Origin of the sequence: Variovorax sp. PBS-H4 (genome assembly GCF_901827205.1) — a bacterium.
Lineage (GTDB): Bacteria > Pseudomonadota > Gammaproteobacteria > Burkholderiales > Burkholderiaceae_C > Variovorax.
Map to the genome: position 1 here is coordinate 4,918,724 of NZ_LR594675.1, position 13,545 is coordinate 4,932,268.

14 protein-coding genes are annotated in these 13,545 nt (G+C 68.8%); 3 read left to right on the forward strand and 11 right to left on the reverse strand.

Annotated elements, in window-relative coordinates; translation table 11 throughout:
- The first annotated feature begins 109 nt into the window (after positions 1 to 109).
- Positions 110 to 652: an inorganic diphosphatase gene (locus E5CHR_RS23465; RefSeq protein ID WP_162582069.1), complete on the forward strand. Its 543-nt coding sequence runs from the start codon at positions 110 to 112 to the stop codon at positions 650 to 652.
- Between the two features lie 10 nt (positions 653 to 662).
- Here E5CHR_RS23465 and E5CHR_RS23470 read toward each other — a convergent pair whose 3' ends face one another.
- Entirely contained in the window at positions 663 to 1,973 is a 1,311-nt protein-coding gene (locus E5CHR_RS23470; RefSeq protein WP_162582070.1) for a D-amino acid dehydrogenase, read from the reverse strand.
- Positions 1,974 to 2,101: 128 nt separating this feature from the next.
- Between E5CHR_RS23470 and E5CHR_RS23475 the strand changes: the two genes are divergently transcribed.
- On the forward strand, positions 2,102 to 2,569 hold the full coding sequence (locus E5CHR_RS23475) for a winged helix-turn-helix transcriptional regulator (RefSeq protein WP_162582071.1): 468 nt from the start codon (positions 2,102 to 2,104) through the stop codon (positions 2,567 to 2,569).
- Positions 2,570 to 2,628: 59 nt separating this feature from the next.
- On the opposite strand, the gene E5CHR_RS23480 is transcribed toward E5CHR_RS23475, so the two are convergent.
- The 3 genes from E5CHR_RS23480 to E5CHR_RS23490 are packed head-to-tail and all read right to left on the reverse strand — an operon-like array spanning position 2,629 to position 4,963.
- Positions 2,629 to 3,459 carry a substrate-binding domain-containing protein gene (locus tag E5CHR_RS23480; protein ID WP_162582072.1) on the reverse strand — a complete coding sequence of 277 codons (831 nt, stop codon included), beginning with the start codon at positions 3,457 to 3,459 and terminating at the stop codon, positions 2,629 to 2,631.
- The gene (locus E5CHR_RS23485; RefSeq protein WP_162582073.1) at positions 3,456 to 4,217 is read right to left on the reverse strand and encodes an ABC transporter ATP-binding protein; all 762 of its coding nucleotides are present in this window, start codon (positions 4,215 to 4,217) and stop codon (positions 3,456 to 3,458) included. The genes E5CHR_RS23480 and E5CHR_RS23485 overlap by 4 nt, the downstream gene beginning before the upstream one ends.
- Entirely contained in the window at positions 4,214 to 4,963 is a 750-nt protein-coding gene (locus E5CHR_RS23490; protein WP_162582074.1) for an ABC transporter permease, read from the reverse strand. Before E5CHR_RS23490 ends, E5CHR_RS23485 begins: the two co-directional genes overlap by 4 nt.
- Positions 4,964 to 5,088: 125 nt before the next feature.
- On the opposite strand from E5CHR_RS23490, the gene E5CHR_RS23495 reads away from it, so the two are divergent.
- Entirely contained in the window at positions 5,089 to 6,186 is a 1,098-nt protein-coding gene (locus tag E5CHR_RS23495; RefSeq protein ID WP_162582075.1) for a substrate-binding domain-containing protein, read from the forward strand.
- 30 nt (positions 6,187 to 6,216) lie between these two features.
- On the opposite strand, the gene E5CHR_RS23500 is transcribed toward E5CHR_RS23495, so the two are convergent.
- The 7 genes from E5CHR_RS23500 to E5CHR_RS23530 form a co-directional block, all read right to left on the reverse strand.
- A complete protein-coding gene (locus tag E5CHR_RS23500) occupies positions 6,217 to 6,717 on the reverse strand; it encodes a hypothetical protein (protein WP_162582076.1) in 501 nt (166 codons plus the stop codon).
- 90 nt (positions 6,718 to 6,807) lie between these two features.
- The gene (locus tag E5CHR_RS23505; protein ID WP_162582077.1) at positions 6,808 to 7,269 is read right to left on the reverse strand and encodes a DUF4259 domain-containing protein; all 462 of its coding nucleotides are present in this window, start codon (positions 7,267 to 7,269) and stop codon (positions 6,808 to 6,810) included.
- The gene (locus E5CHR_RS23510; protein ID WP_162582078.1) at positions 7,266 to 8,183 is read right to left on the reverse strand and encodes a DUF72 domain-containing protein; all 918 of its coding nucleotides are present in this window, start codon (positions 8,181 to 8,183) and stop codon (positions 7,266 to 7,268) included. The genes E5CHR_RS23505 and E5CHR_RS23510 overlap by 4 nt, the downstream gene beginning before the upstream one ends.
- Before the next feature lie 120 nt (positions 8,184 to 8,303).
- Entirely contained in the window at positions 8,304 to 9,110 is an 807-nt protein-coding gene (locus E5CHR_RS23515) for an ABC transporter ATP-binding protein (RefSeq protein WP_162582079.1), read from the reverse strand.
- Positions 9,107 to 10,945: a branched-chain amino acid ABC transporter ATP-binding protein/permease gene (locus E5CHR_RS23520; RefSeq protein ID WP_162582080.1), complete on the reverse strand. Its 1,839-nt coding sequence runs from the start codon at positions 10,943 to 10,945 to the stop codon at positions 9,107 to 9,109. The genes E5CHR_RS23515 and E5CHR_RS23520 overlap by 4 nt, the downstream gene beginning before the upstream one ends.
- A 205-nt stretch (positions 10,946 to 11,150) precedes the next feature.
- Positions 11,151 to 12,179, reverse strand: coding sequence for a branched-chain amino acid ABC transporter permease (locus E5CHR_RS23525; RefSeq protein ID WP_162582081.1), 1,029 nt, complete (start codon positions 12,177 to 12,179; stop codon positions 11,151 to 11,153).
- Between the two features lie 198 nt (positions 12,180 to 12,377).
- Entirely contained in the window at positions 12,378 to 13,529 is a 1,152-nt protein-coding gene (locus E5CHR_RS23530) for an ABC transporter substrate-binding protein (RefSeq protein ID WP_162582082.1), read from the reverse strand.
- Between the last annotated feature and the right edge of the window lie 16 nt (positions 13,530 to 13,545).

A 13,545-nucleotide genomic window follows, 5' to 3' on the forward strand; every position in this document is an offset into this window, starting at 1 on the left:
CGGCGCCCGCGCCGCCGGGCTCGGATTTTTCCTTCATCGAGGCGGGCCCTCGTCCGCCTGGAACGCGAAGGCTGCGCGCGCAGCGTCGAGGCGCCGAGGAGCACCCTACATGAGCGCCATGCCGACACCGCCACCCCTGCACCGCCTCGCGCTGCGCGACCCCGACGGCGCATTCCGGGTCGTGATCGAGGCCAACCAAGGATCGCGCAACAAGCTCAAGTACGACACGGAACACGCGATGATGGAGCTTCACCTCGTGCTGCCGCTCGGCGTGTCCTTTCCGTACGATTTCGGCTTTCTCCCCAGCACGCTCGGCGCCGACGGCGACCCCCTCGACGCACTGGTGCTGATGGACGAATCAGTGCCGCCCGGCACGGTCGTGCCCTGCCGCCTGGTGGGCGTGATCGAGGCCGAGCAGACGAAGAAGGGAAAGACCGAGCGCAACGACCGCTTCCTCCTGGTCGCGACCTCCTCGCACCGCTTCCGGCACTGCAAGGACCTGCCCGACGTCGCGACCGATGTGCTGGACGAGGTCGAGCACTTCTTCGAGTTCTACAACAAGCAGAAAGGCGTGGAGTTCCGGCCGGTCGGCCGCCACGGCAGGCGAAAGGCCGAGGCGCTGCTCAAGGCGGGCGAGCGCGAGGCCGAGTGACCGAAGCCGCTCAGGCCGGCGCACCGCTCGGCGTCGGCGCCGTCGTGCGTCGCGGCTCTTTCGCGCGGTAGCGCTCCATCGCCAGTCCGTCGGTGCGGATGTCCGGCCGGCGCCCCATCAGCTGGTCGGCGACCAGCTTGCCGGAGCCGCAGGCCATGGTCCAGCCCAGCGTGCCGTGGCCCGTGTTGAGGAACAGATTGGCGAACGGCGTGGGCCCCACGATCGGGGTGCTGTCGGGCGTCATCGGCCGCAGCCCGGTCCAGAAGCTGGCGCGCGGCAGGTCGCCGCCGGGGAACAGCTCGCCGACCACCCGCTCCAGCGTCGCGCGGCGTTGCGGGTTCAGGCGCAGGTCGAAGCCGGCCAGCTCGGCCATGCCGCCGACGCGGATGCGATCGTCGAAGCGCGTGATCGCGATCTTGAAGGTTTCGTCGAGCACGGTGGACTGCGGTGCCAGCGCCGGGTCGACCAGCGGCACCGTCAGCGAATAGCCCTTGACCGGGTAGACCGGGATGTCCAGCCCCAGCGGCGCGATCAGGTCGCGCGAATAACTGCCGAAGGCGAGCACATAGCGGTCAGCCTTCAGCACCTCGGCCTTCGGCCCGGCCAGCCGCACGCCGGCAATGCGCCCGCCTTCGGTGAGCAGGCTTTCGACGGCCTCGTTGAAGCGGAAGGCGACGCCCAGCCCGCGCGCCACCTCGGCCAGGCCGCGGGTGAACAGGTGGCAGTCGCCGGTCTCGTCGTTCGGCAGGCGCAGGCCGCCGGCCAGTTGTTGCGCGCTGCGCGCCAGCGCGGGCTCGACCGCGGCAAGCTGGTGGCGGTCGAGCAGCTCGAAGGGCACGCCGCATTCCCGCAGCACCGCGACGTCGCGCTGCACCGCGTCGAGCTGCGCCTGCGTGCGAAAGAGCTGCAGCGTGCCTTGCGTGCGGTGCTCGTAGTGCACGCCGGTCTGCGCGCGCAGCTCGCGGAGGCAGTCGCGGCTGTACTCGGCCACGCGCATCATGCGTTCCTTGTTGGTCGCGTAGCGCTCGGGCGAGCAGTTCTTGAGCATGGCGGCCATCCAGCGCAGCTGGAACAGGCTGCCGTCGGGCCGGATCGACAGCGGCGCGTGCTTCTGGAACATCCACTTGAGCGCCTTCAAGGGAATGCCCGGCGCCGCCCAGGGCGTGGAGTAGCCGGGCGAGACCTGGCCGGCATTGGCGAAGCTGGTTTCCTCCGCGGGGCCGCGCTGGCGATCGACCAGCGTCACCTCGGCACCGGCGCGCGCCAGGTAGTAGGCCGTCGTGACACCGATCACCCCGCCGCCCAGAACAATCACTTTCATGGCAAGCCCCCAGATCTGAAGAGAGAAGCAGAGGTTATTCATCCTCCTGCCATAAACTTCACTCAAATTCCGCTGCTGGCCAGTGCTTCTTGCTGTGGAGACAGGTCCCGGTGGCTTCCAGGAGTGAAATGACCGAGCTCGACCGCATCGACCGCAGGATCCTCGAGATCCTGCAACGCCAGGGCCGCATCCCGATGACCGAGCTCGCGCAGCAGATCGGGCTGTCGACCTCGCCCTGTACCGAGCGTGTGCGGCGCATGGAACGTGAAGGCGTGATCACCGGCTACTACGCGCGCATCGACCCGCAGGCGGTCGGCAAGACGCTGCTGGTGTTCGTCGAGATCACCCTCTCCTCCAAGTCGGCCGACGTCTTCGACAAGGTGCGTACCGAGCTGCTGCACGTGCCCGAGGTGATGGAATGCCACCTGGTCTCGGGGGGCTTCGACTACCTGGTGAAGGCGCGCCTGCGCGCGATGAGCGACTACCGGCGGCTGCTGGGCGACCTGCTGAAGAAGCTGCCGGTCACAGCCGAATCGAACAGCTATGTGGTGATGGAAGAGGTGAAGGAGAGCTTGTATCTGCCGCTGGACCGTTGAGGCAGCCTTTCAGCTCGGCAGTTCGTCCAGCACGTCGATGACCTGCCCGCGAGCATTGGCTACGGACTGCCCGCATTCGGAAAGAACAGCTGCTCGCCGCCGATCTTGTAGCTCGCGATGGTCGATTGCCCTGCCGGCGAGATCACCCAGTCGACGAACTTCTGCGCGCCGGCACTGTCGAGCTGCGGAAACTTCGAGGGGCTCACCACCATCACGCCGTACTGGTTGAAGAGCCGCTTGTCGCCTTCTACCAGCACCGCGAGCTCGGCACGGTTCTTGAAGCTGAGCCACGTGCCGCGGTCAGCCAGCACATAGGCGCCAGCGGCGGCCGCCATGTTGAGCGCCGGGCCCATGCCGCAACCGCATTCCTTGTAGCCCGCACCCTTTCGTTCGTTGGGCAAGGGCTGGCCCGCGGCGCCCAGCCCGGTCTGCATCCACAGGCGGCGCTCGGCGGCATCGGTGCCGCTCTTGTCGCCACGGGACACGAAGGCAGCGTTGGCCGCGGCCACCTTCTTCAGCGCCGCGGCGATGTCCTTGCCCTTCGCGGCGGCCGGGTCGCTCTTCGGCCCGACGAGCACGAAGTCGTTGTACATGACGGCGTAGCGCTTCTCGGCGAAGCCTTCAGCCACGAACTTCTCCTCGGCTGCGGTGTCGTGCACGAAGAGCACGTCGGCATCGCCGCGCTTGGCCATGTCGATGGCCTGGCCGGTGCCCACCGCCACCACCTTCACGTCGACGCCGCTGGCCTGCTTGAACGCCGGCAGCAGGTGCGCGAACAAGCCCGACTGCTCGGTCGAGGTGGTGGATGCCATAGTGATCGTCTCGGCCTGCGCCGCGAAGCTGCCCCCCGCAAGGGCGAGGGCCACGGCCAGGGACTTGAATGTTTTCATACCAGTTCTCCTTTTACGAACAAGCGTGCTGCCTCGGGCAGCGGCCCATGGAAGAAATCGTCGACCGGCAGGTCGGCCAGCACCCGCCCCTGCTCCAGGTAGATCACCCGGCTCGCCAGCCGCTTGACCTGGCCCAGGTTGTGGCTTGCGAATACCAGGGTGCGGCCCTGCGCGGCTTCGGCGATCAGGGTCTCGACCTCGCGCTTGGCCGTCGGGTCCAGGCTCGCGGTCGGCTCGTCGAGCAGCAGCACCGACGGCTTCAACGCCCACGCGCGCGCGAGCGCCAGGCGCTGCTGCTGCCCGCCTGACAGCGTGCGCGCGTTGCGCCCGGCGACGCTTGCCAGGCCGACCCGCTCCAACGCCACCCTGGTCTCGGCCTGCGCGCTGCGCCACGGTACGCCACGAAGCCAGAGCGCCAGGGCGACGTTGTTGTGGACGCTCATGCGCAGCATGTGCGGCCGCTGGAACAGCATGGCCTGCGCGCGCAGCGGCACACCGCTGACGAAGGTGCCGGACGCGTGCGGCACCAGGCCGTGCAGCACGCGCAGCAGCGTGCTCTTTCCGCTGCCGTTGGCGCCGATCAGGGCGACGCGCTCGCCCGCCTGGATAGACAGCGTGACGCCGGCCAATGCCGGCACGCGGCCGTAGCGCACGTCGATGGTGTGCAGGGTGAAAAATGGAATGGCCGCCGGCACAGGCGCGTGCGGCTCCGCGTCATCGCGCGCGGCCACCACGCGCAGGCGAGGGCGAACGCTCATGCCGCGACCTCCACCCGCCGCGGCCCTGCCGCATCGGCTGCGCCGCCATCGACACGCTCGCGCCAGCCGCGCAGCGCGCTGATGGCGAGGTTGAGCAACAGCACCACGCCCAGCAGCACCAGGCCCAAGGCCAGCGCGAGCGGCAGGTCGCCCTTGCTGGTCTCGAGCGCGATGGCGGTGGTCATGACGCGCGTGAAGCCGTCGATGTTGCCCCCGACGATCATCACCGCGCCAACCTCCGACACGGCGCGGCCGAAGGCGGCGATCAGCACGGTGACCAGCGCGTAGCGCTCGTCCCACACCAGCAACAGCGCCCGCACCAGGCCACGCGCACCGAGCGAGCGCAACTGCTCGCCGTGCGCGCGGTCCGCGTCCTCGATGGATTGGCGCGTGAGGGCCGTGACCACCGGCAGTACCAGCAGCGCCTGCGCCAGCACCATGGCCTGGAACGAGAACAGCCAGCCCAGGAAACCCAGCGGCCCCGAGCGCGACAGCAACAAATAGATCACCAGCCCGACCACCACCGACGGCAGCGCCAGCAGCGTGTTGAGCAACGTGAGCAGCAGCCCGCGCCCCGCGAATCGTGCAACGGCGAGCCAGGCACCGAGCAGCAGGCCGAACCCGCACGCCAGGGCGCAGGCCGTGGCGCTGACCGCCAATGAACGCCCGACGATGGCGAGCAGCACGGGATCGCCGGCAACCAGCAGGTGCCAGGCGGCGATGGCGCTGTCGGTGAAGGTGTTCATCGGGGCGGGTGGCGCAATCCAGGAAGTATCGGCAAGGTCGGCGCCCAACATATGCAAGCACGTGCATAGGTGGCCAGCCCACTCTGCATAATCCTCCGCGGCATCCCCCTTGTCCTCCAACTGTCGTGCAGCAGATCGAACTCTTCTACGCCATTGCCCCGCGCCGCAGCGGACGCACGCTGATCCGCAATCCGCTGATGGAGCTGCTGCACGCGGTCCGCGAACACGGCTCCATCTCGGCAGCGGCGCGGGCGCTGGGCCTGTCGTACCGGCATGTCTGGGGCGAACTCAAGCGCTGGGAGCAGGCCCTGGGCCATCCGCTGGTCAGCGGCGAGCAGGGCCGCTCGGCGCAGCTCTCGGAGTTCGGCGACAAGCTGCTGTGGGCCGAGCGTCAGGCGCAGGCGCGGCTGGCGCCTCAGATCGAGGCCCTGCATGCCGATCTCGAGCGCGCGTTCGCCATGGCCTTCGACGATGGCTTGCACGTGCTCAGGCTGCATGCGAGCCACGACGATGCGCTGGTGCTGCTGCGTGCGCACGCGGCGGAGCGCGCACGGCTGCAGCTGGACATTCGCTTCACCGGCAGCGTGGATGCGATCAGCGCCCTCAACCAGGGGCGTTGCGTGATGGCGGGCTTCCACACGCTCGAGCGGCCGCCGGCCGGCTCGCTCGCGCAGCGCACCTACAAGCCGCTCCTCAAGCCCGGGCTGCACAAGCTGATCGGCTTCGCGCGCCGTACGCAGGGACTGATCGTCGCACCCGGCAACCCATTGGACCTGCGCAATATCGGCGACGTTGCGCGGCGGCGTGCGCGCTATGTCAACCGCGCCCTCGGCACCGGCACACGGGTGCTGTTGGACGAGTTGCTCGCGCAGGAAGGGCTCGGCGCGGACGCCATCGAGGGTTATGCGCGCGACGAGCCCTCGCACATGGCCGTCGCTCATGCCGTGGCATCAGGGCAGGCCGACGCGGGTCTGGGCATCGAATCGGCCGCGCGGGGAGCGAAGCTCGGCTTCGTGCCGCTGGTGCACGAGCGCTACCACCTGGCCTGCCTCAAGTCGGCACTCGATCAGCCGGCCATCGAGGCCTTGCTCGTGCTGCTGCGCAGCGCCGCCTGGCAGCACCAGCTCGGCACGTTGGCGGGCTACGAGAGCGCCGGCAGCGGCGAGGTGCAGTCACTGAGCGCGCTGCTGCCGTGGTGGCGCTTCAAGGGGCCGAAACGGTAATGCGCGCCGCCGCTGGGGAACGCGAATTCGTCACTCGAGCTTGCGGTCCTCGCGCTTGGCGTCGGCCATCGCCTCGGGCTCCAGTTCCTCGGCCGAGCGGTTGAGGTGGATGAACACGCCCCACCCCGCCAGCAGCAGCGCGACGGAGCACACCATGCCTGCCGCATAGAGCAACTGCGCCGGATCGCCATGGGCCCTGAAGGTCGCCACCAGCCCTTCCACCGCCAGCGCGACCACGATGACCACCATGAAGCGCGACAGGAAACGGCGCACGCGGGTGGGCGCGCTGATGTGCGCGTCCCGCACCACTTCCTCCTCCATGATGGTCTGCGCCACCTGCAGAGCGACCACCGCCGCAGCCAGCAGCCCCACCGCCTCGATGATCGACTCCGCGGCCGCGCGGTCGAAACCCTCCGCCAGCGCTGACCAGCCAATGCGCGCCGACACCGCGATCAGCATCAGCGCTGCGCAGGCGAAGAGCAGGGCCATGAAGGCATGAATGCCGGAGAACAGACGCAGCAGCCATCTCATTCGCAGTCTCCGATCGTGGTGGGATGCAGCAGTGTCGCGTTCTTCGCATCGGGCGAATGTCAGCGGGCGCCCTTTGGTTGAGCGCAGGAACTAGTTTCGAAGACGCGCCGCCAGGCGCTGCACCCCCGCCGCCCACCGGTTCGGCTTCTCGTCCATCCACTGCTGGGCGAGCTCGGAGGATGCAGGGTCTGTCACGCGGGTCACCGCCTGCTGCGCGCGTGGCGCGAGGGCGCGAAGCTGCTCGCGCGGCACCCCGGCCAGGCAGGGCACCACCCGTGTCCTCGGCGCTGCGCCGTTGCTGCCCAGCGCATCGGCAAGGACTTCGGCGGCAGCGACGGCGGCTGCTCCGTCGTCGGCATCGACAAAGCTCGCGACCAGCGCCATGTCGATGGCCTGGGCGACCACGGTGGCATCGGCAGAGCGCGCGCATTCCGCCAGGAAGTCCTGCGCGGCATCGTTGTCGAGTGCACCTTCGTCCCAGGCGCCCGACAGGGCCGGCAAGGCCAGCATCCACGCGAGGCCGGCGACGCAGGCGCGATACGACATGTTCATGCGGCGAATTCTCCGTCAGGGCCGAGGCCGGTCGCCACGCCGAGCCGCCGTGCCAGGTTCGCCGCGTCGTAGGGCGCATGCACCTTGACGTCGTTGTCGAAGTAGCAGTACACATCGCGCCGGGCGCGGCGCGGCGCGGCGCGGGTCGAAGCCCTGCGTGCGTCCTTCACCTGGCGGCCGTGGCGCCATGCATCGATGCGCGCGGCCCACTGGTCCAGCGCGGCATCGTCGTAGCCGCTGGCATAGAGCTCCTTGTCGCCATGCAGCCGCAGGTAGACGAAATCGGCCGTCAGGTCCTCGATCAGCGGCCAGCGGCCGGCCGTGTCCGCGACCACGAGTGCGATGCCGTGCTGGCGCAATTGGGCAATGAAGGCCGCGTCGACGAAGCTCGGATGACGCACTTCCACCGCATGCCGCAGCGGCCGCTTCGCGGAACGCTCGAGCCAGCTCCGGCCCTCGAGCCGCTCGTCATGCTCGCGCGCGAGGGCCAGGGCCGCACGCGTGTCGCGCGGCAGCAGCGTGAAGAAGTCTTCGATCCGCTCCGGGTCGTAAGCCATCGAAGGCGGCAGCTGCCACAGGAACGGTCCCAGCTTCGCGCGCAGTGCCAGCACCCCCGATGCCAGGAAGTTGGCGAGCGCGGGGCGCACGTCCTTCAGCCGCAGCATGTGCGTGATGTAGCGCGAGCCCTTGACCGCGAAGACGAAGCCATCGGGCGTTTCGTCGTGCCAGGCGAGGTAAGACTCGGGCCGTTGCAGCGAATAGAAGGAACCGTTCAGCTCGATGGTCGGCAGCATGCGCGAGGCGAAGGCCAGTTCCCGGCGCTGTGGCAAGCCCTTCGGATAGAACTTGCCGCGCCAGGGCGCGTAGCGCCAGCCTGAGATGCCGACGCGGGTGTCGCCGGGTGTTCCAGCCATGGTTCGTCGCCCCGAAAGAGGCCTTCGCTCGCGGGCCGTGCGGAATGCCGTGCCTCGGCGCGCGATTCTCTGCGGTGGCACGGCCCCGCCGTGAAGGACAAGGCCGCGCCGCCGCGCACGCTAAGCCGGCTTGTCGGCGCGCGCGCCCAGCCCCAGGTAGGTGTCGATGATGCGGCGGTCGTGCAAGAGCTCCGAGGCCGCGCCCTGCAGCGCGACCGCGCCCATTTCCAGCACATAGGCGCGGTCCGCGACCTGCAGCGCGGCGCGCGCGTTCTGCTCGACCAGCAGCACCGAGACCCCGTGCTTGCGCAGCGAGGACACCACCTGCAGCACTTCGCGCACGATGAGCGGGGCCAGCCCCAGCGACGGTTCGTCGAGCATCAGCAGGCGTGGGCGCGCCATCAGCGCGCGACCGATCGCCAGCATCTGCCGCTCGCCGCCGGAGAGCGTGGAGGCCAGCTGCGCGCGGCGCTCGGCCAGGCGCGGGAAGATGGCGAAGACCTCGTCCATCCGCTGGCGCTGGTCGCGCTCGCCGCGCCACCAGCGCGAGAAGCCTCCCAGCAGCAGGTTGTCCTCGACCGGCATCTCGCCGAACAGCTCGCGCTTCTCGGGCACGAGCCCGACGCCGCGCGCCACCATGGCCTCGACGCTGACCCGAGCCATGGGCTCGCCGCCGAGCAGCACCCGTCCGCGCGAAGGCAGCAGACCCATGGCTGCGCACAGCAGCGTGGTCTTTCCGGCGCCGTTGGGGCCGATCACGGTGACGATCTCGCCGGCGTCCACGCGCAGGTCGATGTGGTGGACCGCCTCGACGGGGCCGTAGGAGACGCAGAAGTCTTCGAGTTGAAGCAGGGGCGAGGCGCTCGCTGACGCACTCACGCCTCGGACCGGCACGCCGGCCTTTTCTGGAACGGGCGGGTGCGTCATGCCACTTGCTCCGCGCGACCTTCGCTCGGGGGCTCTTCCACGCCGCCAAGATACGCATCCAGCACCTTCGGATCGCCCTGCACCTCCGCCGGCGTTCCACGCGCAATGACGGCGCCGAACTCCAGCACCGTGACGCGGTCGGCCAGGTTCATCACGAACTCCATGTCATGTTCCACCACCAGGATGCCGAGGCCCTCGGTGCGCAGCTGGTCGAGCAGCGTCGCGAGTGCGCGCTTTTCCAGGTGGCGCAATCCGGCTGCCGGCTCGTCCAGCAGCAGCACCGCGGGATGGCCTGCCAGGGCGCGCGCGATCTCGACCACGCGCTGCTGGCCGAGCGCGAGCGAGCCCGCCGGCACCTCTGCGAACTCGCCAAGGCCGCAGCGCTCGATCTGCTGGCGTGCCTGCGCGAGCAGCGCCGCCTCCTCGGCCCGATCGAGCCGCAGCATCGAGGCGATCCAGCCGCGCTTGCCGCGGCGGTGCGCTCCCAGCGCGACGTTCTCGATCACGCGGCGCTGGCCCAGCAGCCGCACATGCTGGAAGGTGCGGCCCAGGCCCAGCGCCGCGAAGGCGCGCGAAGGCTGGCCCGTCATGGGGCGGTCCATCAGCCGCACCTCGCCTTCGGTGGGGTCGTCCACGCCCGAGATCATGTTGAAGAAGGTGCTCTTGCCGGCGCCGTTGGGCCCGATCAGCGCATGGATCTCGCCGGCCTTCACGTCGAGACTGACGGTGTCGTTGGCCACCAGGCCGCCGAAGCGCTTGGTGACGGCCTTGGCCTCGAGCACGACCTGGCCGCGCGGCGGCAATGCGGCCCCGGGCAGCGTCATCGCCCGGCGCGGCGGACGCACTGCCGCCGGTTTGAGGAAGCGCCCTGCGAAACGCGCCAGCGTCGGCCACAGCCCGTCGGCGAAGCGTTGCAGCACCACCAGCATCAACAGGCCGAACACGATCACTTCGAAGTTTCCGCTCGATCCGAGCAGCTGCGGCAGGATGTCCTGCAGCTGCTCCTTCAGCAGCGTGATCAGCGCCGCACCGAGCACCGCGCCCCACAGGTGGCCGGCACCGCCCACGACCGCCATGAACAGGTACTCGATGCCGATGTTCAGGTTGAATGGCGTCGGGTTGATGAAGCGCTGCAGGTGCGCATAGAGCCAGCCCGACACCGCTGCGAGCAGCGCCGCCAGCACGAAGACCTTGATGCGGTAGCGGCCCGTGTCCACGCCCATCGACTCGGCCATTACGCGCCCGCCCTTGAGCGCGCGGATGGCACGCCCCTCGCGCGAATCCAGCAGGTTGTGCAGCGCCCACAGCGCCAGCAGCAGCACGCCCCAGATGACGAGGCCCAGCGAGCGCGGCGAGGCGAAGGAGACGCCCCCGACCTCGATCGCCGGAACGCCCGCCACGCCCGTGTGGCCGCCGAGGAACTCGAGATTGCCGAACAGGAAATAGAAGCTCAGACCCCACGCGATGGTGCACAGCGGCAAGTAGTGGCCCGACAGGCGCAGCGTGATCGCGCCCAGGCCCCAGGCGATGACGAAGGTCACCACGATGCCGAACAGCAGCCCGATCCAAGGGAGCAGCGCCGGGCTGATGCCGCCCATTGCCGAGGCGGCCATCGGCGAGGTGCAGATCCATGCGGTCGCGTAGGCGCCGGTGCCGACGAACGCGGCCTGCCCGAAGGAGGTCATGCCGCCAACGCCGGTCAGCATGACCAGGCCGGCCGCCACGAGTGCGTAGAGACCGATGTAGCTGAGGACCGTGACCGAGAAGTCGGGCAGGAAGCGCCAGGCGGCTGCCAGCGCGATGATGAAGGCCAGTGTCAGGTGGCGGCGGGTCATGGGGAAGCCTTCCGGGGGCTGGTCTGTCTTGCTCCTGTTTGTCTTGCGGGGGTGAGGTGGGGGCAACGGGTTTTCTGTTTGTACGTTGCTGTTGTTTTGGGGCGGGAGCCGGCCTCACACCAACTGCAACGCCAGAACAAAGGCCCGGAGCCCCCACCCCAGCCCTCCCCCAAGGCGGGAGGGAGCAAATCGGAAACCAGCACGCTCATTCCTCATCCTCCACATGCCGACTGCTAAGCGAACGCCACCAAAGCACCGGAATGATCAGCGTAAAAACGAACACCTCCTTGAACGCACTGGCCCAGAACGAAGAGAAGGTCTCGAGCTGCCCCACGATCAGCGCGCCCACCAGGGCCAGCGGGTAGCTGGCCAGCCCGCCGACGATTGCCGCCACGAAGCCTTTCAGGCCGATCAGGAAGCCGGTGTCGTAATAGATGGTGGTGATCGGCGCAATCAGCAGCCCCGAGACCGCGCCGATCGCCGCCGCCAGGGCGAAGCTCAGGTCCCCTGAAAGCCCCGTCGGAATGCCCATCAGCCGCGCGCCGACGCGGTTGATCGCGGTCGCCCGCAGCGCCTTGCCGACGATCGAGCGCTCGAAGAACAGGAACATCAGCACCACCAGCGCCGCTGTGACCGCCACGACCACCAGGGACTGGCCGGTGACGGCGACGCCGCCCAGGTCCAGCCGCATTTCGGAAAAAGCAGGCGTGCGTGAGCCCTCGGCACCGAAGAAGAGCAGCCCCAGGCCGACCAGCACGCCGTGCAGCGCCACCGACACGATCAGCAGCGTGAGCACGGTCGCATCGGCCAGCGGCCGGTAGGCCAGTCGGTACAGCAGTGGGCCGAGCGGCACGATCACGGCGAGCGCCGCAAGTGTCTGCATGACCAGCGACTCGGGGCGCAGCAGCAGCACCAGCGCGCAGGCCACGAGCGGCAGCGCCACGCACCAGGCGAGCGTCGAGGCCCAGTCGACCACCGCGCCGCGCTTCCAGCGCCACAGCTCCACCACGAGTGCCGCCGCCGCCAGCACGAGCAGCAGCCACAGCGTGGCCGGCACCCGGCCGGCCTGCAGCGCCACCACCGACAGCGCACTGAAGGCCACGAATTCCCCTTGCGGGATGAAGATGACGCGGGTCACGGAGAACACCAGCACCAGCGCCAGCGCCATGAGCCCGTAGATCGCCCCGTTCACGATACCGTCCTGCCCCAGGATCAGGGCGATTTGCAAATCCATGCAGCTTCTCCGGCGCGGGCCGCTTTCAGTTAGGAATACTCAACTCGATGCCTCACTGCGCTCGCGTCCCACCACCCCGCGGCCGGCGAAGCCAGGCCCGTTGGTGAAACACCGCGGAACCGGCTTTGCCGGGCCGCTGGTGTTGCCCCCGGTAGGGGGTGGGCGGCTACACGAAGTGAGCCAACCTGGGGGCGAGCCTTATTCTTGCGGTTGGTACTTCCAGGCGCCGTTCTCGATCTTGACCATCACGCGCGCGCGCTGGTCCAGGCCCAAATGGTCGGTGGGCGACATGGTGAAGATGCCATGCGCGCCGGGGACGTTCTTCACCTCTTCGAGCGCATCGCGCAGCGCGGCGCGGAACGCCGGCGTGCCGGGCTGGGCCTTCTTCAGCGCGACCGGAATGGCGGCATTCATGATCAGGCCGGCATCCCAGGCGTGGCCACCGAAGGTCGACACGCTGCCCTTGCCATTGGCGGCCTCGTAGGCGTTGACGTAGGCCAGCGCCGATTTCTTGAGCGGATGCGAATCGGGCAGCTGCGACGCCACCAGCATCGGGCCCGAGGGCAGCAGCGTGCCCTCGACATCCTTGCCGCCGACGCGCAGGAAGTCGGAATTGGCGACGCCGTGGGTCTGGTAGACCTTGCCGGCGTAGCCGCGCTCCTTCAGCGACTTCTGCGGCAGCGCGGCCGGGGTGCCGGAGCCGGCGATCAGCACGGCGTCGGGCTTGGCGGAGATGAGCTTGAGCGTCTGGCCGGTGACCGAGGTGTCGCTTCGGGCATAACGCTCATTGGCCACGACCTTGAGCTTCTTCAGCTCGGCAGCCTTGGTGAATTCCTGGAACCAGCCTTCGCCATAGGCGTCGGAGAAGCCGATGAAGCCGACCGTCTTCACGCCGTTGGCGGCCATGTGCTCGGCGATCGCCAGCGACATCATGATGTCGTTCTGCGGCGTCTTGAAGACCCACTTGCGCTTGGCGTCCATGGGCTCGACGATGCGCGCCGAGGCCGCCATCGAGATCATCGGTACCTTCTCTTCGGCCACCACGTCGATCATGGCCAGCGAATTGGGCGTCACGGTCGAGCCGAGCACGATGTCGACCTTGTTCTCGCTGATCAGCTTGCGCGTGTTCGACACCGCAGCCGTGGTGTCGGAAGCGTCGTCGAGCACGATGTAGTTGATCTTCTGCCCGCCGATGGTCTTGGGCATCAGCGCAATGGTGTTCTTTTCGGGAATGCCGAGGGAAGCGGCCGGCCCGGTCGCCGACAGGGTCACTCCGACGTTGATGTCGGCGTGCGCGGCGAAGGCCATGGCGCACAGCAGTGCCACGCCGAGGCGGGTGAAAGAACTCATGAACGGTCTCCGGTAG

Bases quoted from the DNA above. Each gene is read 5' to 3' on its own strand.
- E5CHR_RS23465 (WP_162582069.1), top strand. From the start codon at position 110: ATGAGCGCCATGCCGACACCGCCACCCCTGCACCGCCTCGCGCTGCGC.
- E5CHR_RS23470 (WP_162582070.1), bottom strand. From the start codon at position 1,973: ATGAAAGTGATTGTTCTGGGCGGCGGGGTGATCGGTGTCACGACGGCC.
- E5CHR_RS23475 (WP_162582071.1), top strand. From the start codon at position 2,102: ATGACCGAGCTCGACCGCATCGACCGCAGGATCCTCGAGATCCTGCAA.
- E5CHR_RS23480 (WP_162582072.1), bottom strand. From the start codon at position 3,459: ATGAAAACATTCAAGTCCCTGGCCGTGGCCCTCGCCCTTGCGGGGGGC.
- E5CHR_RS23485 (WP_162582073.1), bottom strand. From the start codon at position 4,217: ATGAGCGTTCGCCCTCGCCTGCGCGTGGTGGCCGCGCGCGATGACGCG.
- E5CHR_RS23490 (WP_162582074.1), bottom strand. From the start codon at position 4,963: ATGAACACCTTCACCGACAGCGCCATCGCCGCCTGGCACCTGCTGGTT.
- E5CHR_RS23500 (WP_162582076.1), bottom strand. From the start codon at position 6,717: ATGAGATGGCTGCTGCGTCTGTTCTCCGGCATTCATGCCTTCATGGCC.
- E5CHR_RS23505 (WP_162582077.1), bottom strand. From the start codon at position 7,269: ATGAACATGTCGTATCGCGCCTGCGTCGCCGGCCTCGCGTGGATGCTG.
- E5CHR_RS23510 (WP_162582078.1), bottom strand. From the start codon at position 8,183: ATGGCTGGAACACCCGGCGACACCCGCGTCGGCATCTCAGGCTGGCGC.
- E5CHR_RS23515 (WP_162582079.1), bottom strand. From the start codon at position 9,110: ATGACGCACCCGCCCGTTCCAGAAAAGGCCGGCGTGCCGGTCCGAGGC.
- E5CHR_RS23520 (WP_162582080.1), bottom strand. From the start codon at position 10,945: ATGACCCGCCGCCACCTGACACTGGCCTTCATCATCGCGCTGGCAGCC.
- E5CHR_RS23525 (WP_162582081.1), bottom strand. From the start codon at position 12,179: ATGGATTTGCAAATCGCCCTGATCCTGGGGCAGGACGGTATCGTGAAC.
- E5CHR_RS23530 (WP_162582082.1), bottom strand. From the start codon at position 13,529: ATGAGTTCTTTCACCCGCCTCGGCGTGGCACTGCTGTGCGCCATGGCC.